Annotated in this window: 10 protein-coding genes; 2 read left to right on the forward strand and 8 right to left on the reverse strand. The window is 66.0% G+C overall.

Annotated elements, in window-relative coordinates; genetic code table 11:
- Positions 1 to 120: 120 nt before the first annotated feature.
- Positions 121 to 1566 (reverse strand): extracellular solute-binding protein, encoded by a 1446-nt coding sequence (locus EJ073_RS12920; protein WP_126056080.1) that lies wholly within the window; start codon positions 1564 to 1566, stop codon positions 121 to 123.
- 45 nt (positions 1567 to 1611) lie between these two features.
- On the reverse strand, positions 1612 to 2586 hold the full coding sequence (locus EJ073_RS12925) for a sugar-binding transcriptional regulator (protein ID WP_126056081.1): 975 nt from the start codon (positions 2584 to 2586) through the stop codon (positions 1612 to 1614).
- Positions 2587 to 2789: 203 nt separating this feature from the next.
- Between EJ073_RS12925 and EJ073_RS12930 the strand changes: the two genes are divergently transcribed.
- Positions 2790 to 3515, forward strand: coding sequence for an MgtC/SapB family protein (locus EJ073_RS12930; protein WP_126056082.1), 726 nt, complete (start codon positions 2790 to 2792; stop codon positions 3513 to 3515).
- A gap of 28 nt (positions 3516 to 3543) precedes the next feature.
- Here the strand turns inward: EJ073_RS12930 and EJ073_RS12935 are convergent, their stop codons facing one another.
- The 6 genes from EJ073_RS12935 to EJ073_RS12960 form a co-directional block, all read right to left on the reverse strand.
- The gene (locus EJ073_RS12935) at positions 3544 to 4779 is read right to left on the reverse strand and encodes a VWA domain-containing protein (protein ID WP_126056083.1); all 1236 of its coding nucleotides are present in this window, start codon (positions 4777 to 4779) and stop codon (positions 3544 to 3546) included.
- Positions 4772 to 7030 (reverse strand): DUF5682 family protein, encoded by a 2259-nt coding sequence (locus EJ073_RS12940; protein WP_126056084.1) that lies wholly within the window; start codon positions 7028 to 7030, stop codon positions 4772 to 4774. The genes EJ073_RS12935 and EJ073_RS12940 overlap by 8 nt, the downstream gene beginning before the upstream one ends.
- Positions 7031 to 7033: 3 nt before the next feature.
- Complete coding sequence (locus tag EJ073_RS12945) at positions 7034 to 8113, reverse strand: AAA family ATPase (RefSeq protein WP_126056085.1); 1080 nt, start codon at positions 8111 to 8113, stop codon at positions 7034 to 7036.
- Between the two features lie 19 nt (positions 8114 to 8132).
- A complete protein-coding gene (locus EJ073_RS12950) occupies positions 8133 to 9578 on the reverse strand; it encodes a DUF5691 domain-containing protein (RefSeq protein WP_126056086.1) in 1446 nt (481 codons plus the stop codon).
- Complete coding sequence (locus tag EJ073_RS12955) at positions 9575 to 10975, reverse strand: SWIM zinc finger family protein (RefSeq protein ID WP_126056087.1); 1401 nt, start codon at positions 10973 to 10975, stop codon at positions 9575 to 9577. The genes EJ073_RS12950 and EJ073_RS12955 overlap by 4 nt, the downstream gene beginning before the upstream one ends.
- Before the next feature lie 143 nt (positions 10976 to 11118).
- Complete coding sequence (locus tag EJ073_RS12960) at positions 11119 to 12510, reverse strand: transaminase (RefSeq protein WP_245455557.1); 1392 nt, start codon at positions 12508 to 12510, stop codon at positions 11119 to 11121.
- A 150-nt stretch (positions 12511 to 12660) separates the two neighbouring features.
- Between EJ073_RS12960 and EJ073_RS12965 the strand changes: the two genes are divergently transcribed.
- The gene (locus tag EJ073_RS12965; RefSeq protein ID WP_126056088.1) at positions 12661 to 13413 is read left to right on the forward strand and encodes an IclR family transcriptional regulator; all 753 of its coding nucleotides are present in this window, start codon (positions 12661 to 12663) and stop codon (positions 13411 to 13413) included.
- The last annotated feature ends 30 nt before the right edge of the window (positions 13414 to 13443 follow it).

Below are 13443 nucleotides of genomic sequence, written 5' to 3' on the forward strand. Positions count from 1 at the left end.
TGCCGGCCGCCCAAGGGAGCAAGGCGGCCGGTCGGGCGTTGGCGAAGCATACCGCTTCGCCTCGCGAGTGTCGTTGAGGGTCGCGGCTGGCCCGCGTTGCGCGCCAGCCGCTGCCCGATATCAGCCGAGGCCGGCCTCCTTGAGCTGGCCGTTGATGCTCTCGGCCAGCTTGTCGAGGCCCTCGTCGATCGGCACTTCCTTGGCCACCATCTTCTGCAGCGTCGCGGCCCATTCGGTGGTGAGGTCGAAGAACAGCGGCTGCGCCGTGAACTTGATGCTGGCGCCGGGCGCCGAGGCGTCGAACATCTCGACATAGCCCGGATAGCTCTTGTTCAGCTTCTCACGGAACACCTCGTCCTTCCAGACCGACTGCCGGACCGGATTGACGAAGTCCATCTTGGTGGCGCCGAACAGGCAATGGTCGAGCCCGGAAGCCCACTGCAGGAAGTACCAGGTGGCGTCCTTGTCCTTGGAGAAGTTGGACATCGACAGCGACCAGATCCAGATGTTGGGCGTCGGCGCCTTGGCGGCCGGATTGGCCTTGAAGCCGGCGAAGGCGAGCTGGCCGGCCATCTTGTTGGTGCCGCCATTCATGAAGTAGCCGAGGATGTCGGCGTCGAAGATCATCGCCGAGGCGCCGGCGCCGAGATCGGTACCGACCTGGTACCAGGTGTAGGTCGACCAGTCCTTCGGGCCGCTCTCCTGGATCATCTGCACCCATTGCTTGTGGAAGGCCTTGGATTCGGCGGTGTTCATGGCAGCAGACAACTTGCCGTCGGCCGACACGTTGAGGTCCTTCTGGTCGAAATTGGCATAGGCCGACAGGAAGCCCGGATGGATCGTCGCCCAGGAGCGCGAACCGCGCACGCCGATGCCATAGACGCCGCCACCGACATCCTTGGTGAGCTTGGCGGCCGCTGCCACCATCTCGTCCATGCTGCCGGGAACCTTGACGCCGGCCTTGTCGAACATCGCCTTGTTGTAGGTGATGTTGTTCTGCTCGAAGCCCCACGGAATGCACCATTGCTTGGCGTCTTCCGAACCCAGCGCGCCGCCGGGCTTGCCGTTCCAGGCGCAGGAGTTCTTGACGCCGGGCAGGAAGTCGTCCCAGGCATATTTCGGATTGGTCTTGGCCGGGTCCTTGATCCACTCGTTGAGGTCGGTGATCCAGCCGGCCGGGCCATAGGTCCAGGTCATGTAGGCGCCGGTCATGAAGGCGTCGTATTCGGAGGAGCTCGCCGAGAGCGCCGCGGTGACCTTGTCGAAATAGACGTCTTCCGGGAACACGTCATAGACGACGTTCATGCCGGTCAGCTGCTTGAAATTGTCGAGGTCGGCGATCATCGCATCGGCATAGGGATGCTTGTTGAGCAAGAGCTTGATGGTCTTGCCCTTGTGCGCCTGCCAGTCGAAATCGGCGGCGAGCGCGCGGGTCTGGCCCAGATTGAGCAAGACACCGGCGGTGCTTGCGGCAAGGCCCATGGCGCCCAGTCCCCTGATCAGTCCACGGCGGTCGACTTGTCCACGCAGGAACGCGTCGATCAGGTCTTTTTCTTTCTCATGCATGTCCTCTTCTCCTCCACAGGGTAGTTTCAACCAAAGCGGTGCCGGCTACCCGACCGGCGTCTGTTCCACGAGCGATCGCGCCGTCCGCTCGTCGGTTATCAGGCCCTTGAGGTAGCGGCCCTCCAGCACTGACTTGATGGCTCGAACCTTCACCTTGCCGCCGGCGACGGCGACGATCCTGCGGTTGGCGATGTCCTCGCGGGCGAGCGCCAGGGCGCGGCTGGAAACCGTGGTCGCCACTGGCTTGCCGGCCTCGTCGAAGAAATGGCCAAGCAGTTCGCCGACGGCGCCGTTGCGGCGGGTCTCCTCCATCTCGCCCTTGTCGATCATGCCGGTGGCGACCAGCGAGGCCTCCTGCTCTGCGGTGCCGATGCCGGCCAGCAGCAGGTCGGCGGACCTGGCGAGATCGAAGACCTCGCTGACGCCCTTCTGGCCGAGCAGCACGGCGCGGTCCTCGACCGTGTTGGCGAACATCGGCACCGGCATGACATAGGCCTCGGCGCCGGTGCGCTCGGCGAGGCGATGGATCACGTCATGCGGGTTGGCCGAGAATTTGCGCGTCAGGCCGCCGAGCAGCGAGACGAAGCGGATCCCGTCGGCCGAGATGCGCGGCAGGTATTCGACGCAGGCCGCGAGCGTGCGGCCATGGCCGACGCCAATCAGGGTGCCCTCGCCGCGCTCGATCTCGCGCTTGAGGAACTGAGCGCCGGCAATGCCCAGCGCCTTGAGCGGCAGGTCTTCCGGATCGAAGTCCGGCACCACCTCGCAATAGTCGAGACCGTAGCGGCCGGACAGTTCGTCCTCCAGCGCCACGCATTCGGAGATCTCGCCGTCGATATAGACCTTAACCAGCCCTTCCTGGTTGGCCTTGGTGATGAGGCGATGCGCCTTGAGGCTGGTCAGGCCGAGCCGCTTGGCGACCTCGGCCTGGGTCAGGCCGCCGGCATAGTGAAGCCAAGCGGCGCGAGCGGCCATGCTGGTCTCATCGTCGCGCAGGAGGCCGTTGCCGAACCCAACCATTTCCGCCCTTTTGATATTTTTATCAGTTGCTGCAAAATTTTTCACAAGGCTACACCGGAGTCAAGCGGCGCCTGTCTCAAAATCGTGCAAGGGGCGCGATAGACGGCGCCAGTGCTCCGGGCCGCCAAGGAACCTTCAGCCCTTCAACGGGGTTGAAGTCGTTGGGAACAAGGAGTGGCGCGGCGCGCGCGCCTCTTTGAACGATGTTCGAGCCGCTTTGCTGCGATATGCCGCTTCACCCGACCTGGCCCGACCTCGCCGCGCGGCTCGTCTTCACACTCTTGGCGGGCTTCCTGATCGGTCTGAACAGGGAGGCACGCGGCCATACCGCCGGGCTGCGAACGACAATACTGGTCGGCCTTGCCGCGGCCATCGCCATGATCCAGGCCAATATGTTGCTCGACGTGGCCGGCAAGGGCACGGACTCTTTCGTCCGCATGGACGTGCTGCGTTTTCCGTTGGGTGTGCTGACCGGCGTCGGGTTCATCGGCGGCGGCGCCATCCTGCGGCGCGGCGATCTCGTGACCGGCGTCACCACCGCCGCCACGATGTGGATCATGACCATGATCGGCCTCGCCTTCGGCGGCGGCCAGTTCGGCCTTGGCGCGATCGCGACGGTGATGACGCTGGTGACGCTGCAGGCGCTGAAATGGGTCGACCTCAGGATCCCGCGCGACCACCATGCGATCCTGGCGGTCTCATGGCCGAATGGCTCTCCGCCGGTTCTCAGGGACATGGTCGGTCCGCTCGGCTATGACGCGCGCTTTATCGGCATGGAGCATGACGCCGACCGCGACCGGTTCGTCCATTCCTTCAATCTCGCATGGAAGCAACCGGATGCCGTCGAGCCTTCGGTGGAAATCCTGGCCGTGGTCGGCCGGCACTGCGAGGTCGAGCGCTTCGAGCTGATCAGCGAGAAGGCGGCCTGATCCTCGCTGAACGGCCGCAGCGGCAGGCTTACTCGCCTGCCTTGAGTGGTTCGGTGTCGGCTCGGATCAGCTTGATGTCCGCCCCTGCCGCCCAGGCGCCGATGTCTTCCCGACGCAGCGCTGCCGCCATCATATCTGGGAAATGATCGGGCGTGCAGGCGAAAACCGGAACCCCGAGCGCGGCGACCGATCCAGCCATCGCGGGATCATAGCCGGGACGACCCTGATCGGTGAGCGCCAGCAGCACGACGACATTGACGCCCGACCGGACCAGCGCTGCCAGCCGCTTGAGAAGCTCCTGGCCGTTGCCGCCCTCGTAGAGGTCGGTGATCAAAATGAAATGCGCCTTGGTCGGCCGCTCGATCCGCTCGGCGCAATAGGCGACCGCCTGGTTGATGTCGGTGCCGCCGCCAAGCTGGACGCCGAACAGCACCTCGACCGGATCGCTGAGCTCCTCCGTCAGGTCGACGATCGCCGTGTCGAAGCAGACCAGCTTGGTGCGCACCACCGGCAGCGAGGCCATCACCGCAGCGAAGATAGAGGCGTAGATGACCGAGCTTGCCATCGAGCCGGACTGGTCAACGCACAGCGTCACCTCGTCGAGGTCGACCAGCCGGCGCTGACGCCGCATGAAGCCGACCAGCCTTTCCGGCACGACCGTCTTGTGGTCGGGCTGATAGTGGCGAAGGTTCGCCGCGATGGTGCGCGGCCAGTCGATGTCGCGCTGCCGTGGCCGGTTGGTGCGCCGCGACCGGTCGAGCGCGCCGCGGATCGCCTCGGCGGTCTTTTGCTCGAGGCGCTGCATCAGCTTGGCGACGATGTCGGAGATGATCGAACGGGCGATATCCTTGGTCTTGTCCGGCATCGCCGAACGCAGCGAGACCAAATCCGCGACGAGATTGACGTCCGCCTCGATCGCCTTGAGGAACTCCGGCTCCATCAGCATCTGCTTCAGGTTCAGTCGCTCGAAGGCGTCCTTCTGCACGACCTGGACGACCTGCTCGGGAAAGAACGAGCGGATATCACCCATCCATTGCGCGACGCGCGGCGCCGAGCGGCCGAGCCCGCCGCGCCGTTTGCGCGGATCGCCGGCCGTGTCGCCGCTGTTGTCGCCATAAAGCGCGTCGAGCGCCGCCGAAAGCCGCCGATCCTCGGCGGAGAGTGCCGACGAGGACGCATCGTCGGCGCCGATCGCCAGCCGCCAGCGGCGTTCCCGCGTTCCTCCCGTCGGCTCGAGGTCCGGCCCGATCGCATCGTCATCCATGGCTGGGCTCCCCTGAAAGCAGCTTGCCGAGGAGACCAAAGTGCCGGCGCCAGGCTTCGCCGCCGTCGGGCGTCGGCGTCAGCCCGGCGGGCAGGCTCGCTCCTTTGCCGAGCACCGCTTCGATCAAACGCCGGCGCTCCATGCTGTCGAGGTTGGAGAAGACGCGGCGCAGCAAGGGCAGATGCGCAACGAAGGCCTCTTCGTCGAGTGAGGCAAGCCATGCATCGACGGCGCCGCGCAGACCCTCGTCATAGATCAGTCGCTGACCGGCGCCGCTGAAGAAGCCCTCGAAGAAAGCGGCAGCGTCGATGACCGGCGTCCCGGGTGACAGGCGCTTTGCCAAAAGGTCGGCCGCGCCCTCTGCGGAGAGCCGTCCGGCCTCGTAGAGCAGATGGGCCGCGCAACCGGCAACGAGCGCTGTCGATCGCGACGAATCGAGCACGGCCGCGAGGCCGCCGCGCCAGGCATCCACGACATCCTCGCCCGGCTCCACCAGCCTGATCGCCTCGTCGGCCTTGCGCATCGCGCCGATCAACGCCGCGGCGGCCTGAACGTCGAGATCGCGCGCGGCGTAGGGCAGCGCGATCGAGCCCTCGACGATTAGCCGCTCCAGTAGGCCCGCAAGGCGCTCCGTCTCGGTCTTGCGCGCTTCGCCGTAGCGGATGATGTCGGCCAGCGGCGGCACCGAAGCCAGAAGTTCCAGGCATTCGCTGCTGTGTGCCGCTTTTTCCTCCAGCGCGACGAGGCCAGCAGCGGAAGCTTCACTGAGAGCCGCCGTGATGGCGCCCTGGACCAGCGCGGCCAGGGTGTCGAGTGTCGCGGCGGCGGCGATCATCTGAACCAGGCGGCCGTTGGCGGCCTTCTCGATGGTCGGGCCGTAGACCAGGTTCTCGACCAGTTGAACGGCATACTCCGGCTGCCAGGCCAGCATCCAGCGCTCGCGAAAGGTGCCGCGGCTGCGCCCGGTGTCGGTCAGCTTGCCCCAGTTCACGCCAAGCACGTTCAGCCGGTGCAGCAGCGTCGACCGAAACAGCCCGCTCTCGCTGCGCAGGTCGATGGAGAGCTCCCGTTCCAAGGCCTCGGGCTTCAGCCGCGCCGTCTTCTGGTTGCGCTGCAGGTCATCGATCAGCGGCGCCAGCGGCGTGTCCGGCGGTATCTCGCCGACATCGGCGCCTAGCAGCAATTCGGCCTCGACCATCTTCCACAGCAGGGCCTCGCCGTTGAACAGCCCTGCGATCGAAGCGTCGCGCAGTTCCTCGAAACCCGGCTTCGGCCGTTCGCGGATGGCCGCAAGCGCGCGCGCCAGACGTTCCGCCTCGATCAGCGACGCGGTCGAGATCATGTGGCCTTTCGCCCTGAGGACCGAAGCGATCCGCGCCAGCCACAGGATGGAAGAGTCGCCCTGCGCACGCGTCTGCCACAGATGCTTGCACCAGCCGGGCGCAACGACGCCGGCGCCGTAGCCATAGCCGAGCGCCAGGCGCGGCCCCGTCCACGGCGCGAAGGTCATCATGGTCTTGCGGCGGGCCATTCCCTTGAGCAGGGCCTGGTCGCTCTTTTGCGTATGCGCCGCCTGCAAGGCCGGCACGTGCCAGGCGCCGCAGACGACCGCTAGCGGCCCATCGAACTCCTTGCGCGCGGCTGCGATTTCCAGCCGCATGTGCGCCTCGCGCATCGCCTCGAATTTGCCGATCACACCCTCGCCGTCGCGCAGCGTCGTCATCGCGTCGGCAATGGCCGCGAAGATCGGCCCCGGCGCGGGATTCTGCTCGATGATATCGGACCACCAGCTTTCGCCATCCTCGTAGCCGGCGGCGCGCGCCAGGGTGCCGATCGGATCCTGGATGCGCGTCGCTTCCTCGCCTTGCTCTTCGACAGGTTCCGCTTCGGCGGTATCGGTGTCGGTCGGACTTTCGGGCGCCTTCTCGGCCAGCCGCGCCGCGGACGGCAGATCGATGAAGCGCAGCGCCGCCTTGTTGGCGACCGCCCACAACGCCGCCTGATATTCCGGCGAGAATTCGGCGAACGGCCAGAAGCTGGTCGCGGCCGGATCGTCCTCGGGATAGCAGAGCAGCGCCACCGGCGGCTTCATGTCGGGGCTGGCGAGCAGCGGCAACAGCGGCGACGCATCGACCGGCCCTTCGATCAACACGGCGACAGGCTGCAATTCCTGCAATGCCTTGACCAGGCTCTCGGCGGAGCCCGGTCCGTGGTGGCGGATGCCGAAATAACTGATGCCGCCCTCAGTCATGGCTCAGATGGCCGCGTTGAGCGCCGCGTAGTAGCCGGCATAGTCCGACCGCTTCTTCAGCACCGTCTCCAGATACTCCTCCAGCACGACCTTGTCCTGAACCGGATCCTTGACGATCGCGCCGACAAGGCTCGGCGCCAAACCTTCGGCGTGAAACTTGCCGTCGTCGAACCATGCCGCCTGGCTGAGGCCACTGATCACGGTTGCGATCGCCTCGGCGGTGGAGAGCGAGCCAGATGGCGTCTTCAGCGTCACCTTGCCGTCGGCCGTCGCGCCGGAGCGCAACTCGCGGAAAATGGTGAGCACGCGGGCGATCTCCTCGCCGACATTCTTCGGCACTGGCAGGTCCAATCCGCCGGCCATCTCGCCGACGCGCCTGGAAACGATCGAAACCTCTTCCGCCATGTCCCCGGGCAGAGGCAGCACCACGACGTTGAAGCGGCGCTTCAGAGCCGAGGAGAGTTCGTTGACGCCCTTGTCGCGGTTGTTGGCGGTGGCGATGATGTTGAAGCCGCGCTGGGCGTAGATCGAGGTGTTGAGCTCCGGCACCGGCATCATCTTTTCCGACAGCACGGTGATCAGCGTGTCCTGCACGTCGGAGCCCATGCGCGTCAGCTCTTCCAGGCGGCAGAGCTTGCCTTCCTGCATGGCGCGGTACAGCGGCGTCGGCACAAGCGCCTCCTGGCTCGGGCCCTTCGCCAGCAACTGGGCATAGTTCCAGCCGTAGCGGATCTGGTTCTCGTCGGTTCCGGCGGTGCACTGCACGATCAGCGTGGAATTGCCCATGATGGCGCCGGCGAGATGTTCCGAAACCCAGGATTTCGCCGTTCCCGGCACGCCGAGCAAAAGCAGAGCGCGATCGGTCGCGAGCGTGGCCACCGCCGTTTCCATCAATTGCCGGCGGCCGACATATTTCGGCGAAATCACCGTGCCGTCGTCCGCCTTGCCGCCCATCAGATAGGTAAGCACGGCCTTCGGCGACAGGCTCCAGCCGGCGGGCTTCTGGCGGTCGTCGCCGCGCGCGAGCGCCTGCAGTTCGGCGGCATAGACCTGCTCGGCCGGAAGGCGGATGGCTGCGTTCATGCGATCATCTCCGGGTTGATCATCTGTTGGATTGGGAAGGCTTTTCGGCCAGCGCCGCGTTGATCCGCAGCAGGCCGAGCGATGGGGATGCGGGCGGCAGGCCGGCGGCGACGACCTCGCCGATCAATTTCTCCGCCGTCGCCGCCGTGGCGAGAAAGCCTATGGCCTCGAGATACTGCTCAGCGCTTCGTTTCATGACGTCGTTGTCGCCCGAGACGGCGGAGCGCAGCGCCGAAAGCGTCTTGCCTTTTGCGAGGTCGCCCCATTCCAGCCAGCCTGCTTCGGCGCCTTCGACCTGATTTAGCGCGTGCAGATTCTGCGCGTCATTCAGGATCTGACTGATCAGGAGACGCTTCCTGCCGCCGTCCAAACGCAACATGAGTTGGAGGACGAGAAGCGCCAGCTTGCCGCCTTCGGCGACAAGCATATCCGCCAAACAGGCCACCGCCGCATCGCTGCCGGACACCGAGACCATTAGAACGAGAAAACGATCGGCATTGTCATCGACGCCGAATTGCCATGCGCCGATGAATTCAGGCTCTGTCTTGCCGAAGCGAGCGACAAGATCGCCGAGGTAGCAGGATGCGAACAAGTCGGCGCGACGGGCTTGTTGCGCAGGCGACTTGAGTTTTGTCGGTGCGTAGGTGGTGCGGCGGCGAATGAAGCCGGATTTACCTTCCTCGATGAAAGCGGCAAGCTCGGCTGTCGGATCTTCCGACCCGCCATCAGCCGGATTGCCATGCTCTCCCAACCTTGCCAGGAGCCGGCCGGCCATTTCGCGCACCTTGCCCGAGCGATCGGCGGACAGGCTCTTCAGGAACGGCACGTCGTCGGCACCCAGGCCGAAGCGCATGAGTTCGACGAGCGCTAGCCTGACCTCCGCCGGCTCGCTGGCCCCTTTGGTCTCGATAAGCGTTCGCGCCAAGGCAGGTGTGGTGCGCCGCAAATCGATCAGTGCGGTACGGCGCGCCGCGGGATAGAAATCATCCCAGGTCTCCGCAGTCAGTTGCTCGCGCCGGGACTGTTTCTCACCGTCCGCGCCTGCCTGCCAGTCGACCCAAGGGGCATAGACCTCGGGACTTTCCTGATCCGACGCAGCGGCCATCCAATCCATCGGATGCAGCACGAAGCCGCGGCTGGCGACGAGCGCGGCCACGCGGGTCTTGAGCCTCACTTCGGCTGCATATTTCAATGCAGCACGCAGCAACGGCCGCAGCCGTTCCGGGAGCGTCGGCATGGCCAGCACCGGCAGCGGCGGACGGCGTTTCAAGGTTTTCGCCGCCGCCGGCCGAAGCGCGACATCGAGCGCCTGCGCGGCAATGGCCAGCAGCCGCCTCTGCTGCTCGTCCGGGCTGGCCGCAGCCGCCACTTCCTTCCATTCGGCAGGGGCAAGTTCGAAAGCGGCGCCGCCGGAAATCCAGCCGTCGCGCAACCTTGCCAGCCCTGCCTGCTCGAGTTCGTTCACGACAGATCGAGCCTCCCCATATTGCTCTGCGACGCAAGAAGCTCGAGCCTGGCGCCGTTCCAGAGCGCCGCCGTGGCTGCAAGCTCGAGGCCGAGCAACGTCTGGTTGACCGATCCCGCGACAGGCAGGGCAATGCCGTGCGGATCGCCCGCAGCCTGCCACCAGGCGCCTTCCTTCTCGTCCAGCGCGATCGCGCCGGCAGGCAGGATGACCGGGCAATCCGACAGCCATGGCGCGCCGTCCTGGAAGGCGGCATAGGCGGCAAGCGGATCGCCGGCTGCGTCCGAGCCGAAGGCTGGCCAAGCGCCTGGTGCCGAATCACCGAGCCGTTCCACGACCAGCGCCCGTAGCGGATTGCGCGATGGATAGAATACGAGCTTGGCCTTGAAGCGATCTCCCGGCGCGAAGGCGCCGGACCGGCGCCCGGCCGAAGCCGGGAAGAAATCGAGCAGAACGGCAAATCGCGGCGCCGGGCTCTTCAGATCGAGCAGCCATGTCGCATGGCTGACAAGCCCGTCGCGGCGGGTTTCTATCTTCTCGCCGAGCACCTCCCAATCGCTCTCGACCTGAACGGCGTCGGGGTTGGCGAGGACCTGCTCGCGCGTCTCAGATGTCGACACAAGTCGTTTCAGCTCGGGATCATCGGGCGTGGCGCGCCAAGCCTTGGCGAGCATCACCAGCTTGCCGAGCTCGCGGATCGCGGCATCCGGCTTCTCCTCGCCGCGCAGCGCCATCAACCGCGCCGGCAACTCGTCGACGCGGCCGGCAAGCGCTGTGGCCTTGAGGTCGACCAGCCGGGCTGCAATGCGGCGGCAGCGCTCGCTGCAGGCATCGACGAACCCGGCAAGGCCGAGCCGGAGCTGGTCGGCTATCCATTGATCGAGCTCGTCCAGCGCTGCCGCCACGGCGCTTCGCGTGTCCTCGGCCCGCTTGCGCTGTGCCGCCTCGCGGCGTTCAGCGGCCACGGCATCTTCGACCGGAGCGCTCTGCTCGGGCCGCGATGCCTCGTCGATGCTTTTGCCTTCCGAGTTTGCCGCCGCCTGCGTCGCTGGCTGCCCGGGCCGGCGGCGCCGGCCGAGCCAGTCGTTGACCCAATCCGGCGTCTGCTCGACGCGATCGAAGCTGGCCGGCGCGGTGGCGCCGATCCACATCAGCCCCAGTATGTGCTTGCACGGGAATTTCCGCGACGGACAGGTGCATTTGTAGCCATGGTCGCCGGTATCGAATGCTACACGGTAGGGATTCGATCCCGAGCCCTGGCATTCGCCCCAGATGAGCCCCAGTTGCTCATTTGTCTCGAGCCGAGGCCAGTTCGACCGCTTGGTCAGCTTCGAGGCGGCGCTGAGCGAGGCCTGGTCAGGGGCAAGCGCTTCAATGGTTTTCAGGTCCAGTTGCAAGCCGCGCCTCTCATGACCCCGAAGTATGATTCCGCGACGATAGATAGCCGTTTGCGGCGCGCTGGTGTAGCTCCAGCCGCCGCAAAGTTAATTCCTTGTCTAACGTTCGGTTTCCTGATCAGGCCGGGCCGGTAATGTCGGCTTCAGACGACCCCCGCGCCGCGGACGAGATCGACGAAGCGGGCAAAGACTTCCGTGTGGCGGTCGACGTCGGCCGGCGACGTCGCCGGACACATCAGGAACATGGTGTGGAACGGCGTCACCAATATGCCCTCGTTCATGTAGAAGGCATGCAGCAGCGTCTCGAGGTCGCCGCGCCGGGCGGCAATGACATCGGCGCCGTTGCGCGGCGGCGCGGGCATGAACATGATCTCGGCGCGGGCGCCGACCTGCGTCACATGCCAGGGCAATCTGCTGGCGCTGATGATGCCGCGCGCGGCTTCGGCCAGGCGCGAGGCATTGGCGATCATGACCTCGAAATTGGCGGGGGTCAGCACCTCCTCCAGCACCGCGCGCATGGTGGCGACGGTCAGCGCATTGCCGGCGAGCGTGCCGCCGATGCCGAGATGCGCCGACTGGCGCACGCGCGGATTGACCATCGGCACGATCGCCCACAATCGCTCGGCGATCTCCCGCGAGACGCCGAAGACGCCGGCCGGGATGCCGCCGGCAATCGCCTTGCCGGTAACCAGCATGTCCGGCTCCAGACCATGCTGCGCGGTGCAGCCGCCCGGCCCGCTGGAGATGGTGTGGGTCTCGTCGATGATCAGCACCGTGCCGGTGCGGCGGGTGATCTCGCGAAGCGTGGCGTGAAAACCGTCGGCGACCGGGATCATGCCGAAATTGGTCATCAGCGGCTCGGTCAGCACGCAGGCGACGTCGCCGGCCGAGAGCGCCTCCTCGAGCGCCGCGATGTCGTTGAACTCAACCACCCTGGAGACGGCGGAATGGTCGACGCCATTGGGATGGATCATGTTGCGCATGCCGACGCGGCCGTCGCGGATCTCGACATGCGCCTCCTCGACGCCGCCGTGATAGCAGCCGGAGAAGACCAGCACCTTGTCGCGGCCGGTGATTATGCGGGCAATGCGGATGGCGCCGCGATTGGCGTCGGTGGCCGAGGTGGTGAGCGTCCAGTAAGGCAGGCCGAAGCGGCGCGTAAGCTCTGCGCCGACCCAGAGGCTGTCCTCGGTCGGCAGCATCATCGTGGTGCCGTTCCGCAACTGGCGAAGGGCGGCGCGGGTGACCGCCTCCGGCGCATGGCCGCACATGCCGCCGGTGTCGCCAAGGGCGAAGTCGACATAGTCGTGGCCGTCGATGTCGCTTATGTGGGCGCCGCTGGCCGACGCCGCATAGACCGGGAAACCGCCGGCCCAGCGGCGCATCCAGTGCGAGGGACCGCCATAGAGGAAATGCCTCTTGCCCTCTTCCCACGCCGCCGCCGAGCGCGGGTGGGTTTCGAGGAAGCGCTGTTGCTCGCGGTCGAGCAGGTCGCCGGTTGTCTTTGAATGCAAAGCGTTTTTGGCAGCCGTCACGGGGCGAAGCCTCCCTTGTGTGCCGTCAGTTGGGCACAAGATGATTTTCTTGTCGGTTCACTATTTGAACCATCGTTTTGCATGTTATAGACAAACTGCAGGCTACCTCGGCTGCTGTCAAGTTAATTCACATGCGAACTATCTTGGAGAATGCATCATGAGCACGGTGGCAAGGCGGTCTCGCTGCTGGAACTGTTCACGCTCGACGAGCCGGAGATCGGGCTGTCCGACCTCGCCCGCAAGGCCGGCCTCGACAAGGCGACAGCCCGGCGTTTGCTGATGGCGCTCGCCAACCATCGGCTGATCGAGCAGGAGCCGCAAAGCCGCCGCTACCGGCTGGGCGCCGGCCTGTCGCGGCTGGCCCGCATCCGCGACGCGCATTTCCCTTTCGTGCGCGTGGCGGCGCCGGTGGCGCGGGAGCTGTCGCTCGAAACCGGCGAGACCGTGCATCTGTCGGAGTTCAGCGCTGGCGCGCTGCTCACCGTGCATGTCGAACTGTCGGCGAAGGCCAACCGCGTCAATGTCGATGTCGGCCAGATCCTGCCACTGCACGGCACGGCCTCCGGCATCGCCTTCCTCGCCGCCTCGCGGCTGCAAGTGGTCAGCGCCTATCTGGAGAAGCCCTTGCAGGCCTTCACCGCGCATACGGTGACAGGACCGGACACGCTGGCCAAAGCCATCGCTTTTGCCGCCGCGAGCGGCTATTCGCGCAGCTCGCAGGGCTATGAGGAAGGCGTGCACAGCATCGGCGCCGCGATCCTCGGCGCCGACGGCCAACCGATCGGCGCGCTTGCGGTGGCTTCCCCCGTATCCCGCGTCGACGATGCGGTCGCGGCCAACCAGGGTGCTGCGACGGTCAAGGCGGCGCGCCTGATTGCGGCACGGCTGACCGGCGAGGCGTGACATCCCGCATCGGCGAGGCTGAACTCACCA

The organism is Mesorhizobium sp. M4B.F.Ca.ET.058.02.1.1 (assembly GCF_003952505.1).
Lineage (GTDB): Bacteria > Pseudomonadota > Alphaproteobacteria > Rhizobiales > Rhizobiaceae > Mesorhizobium.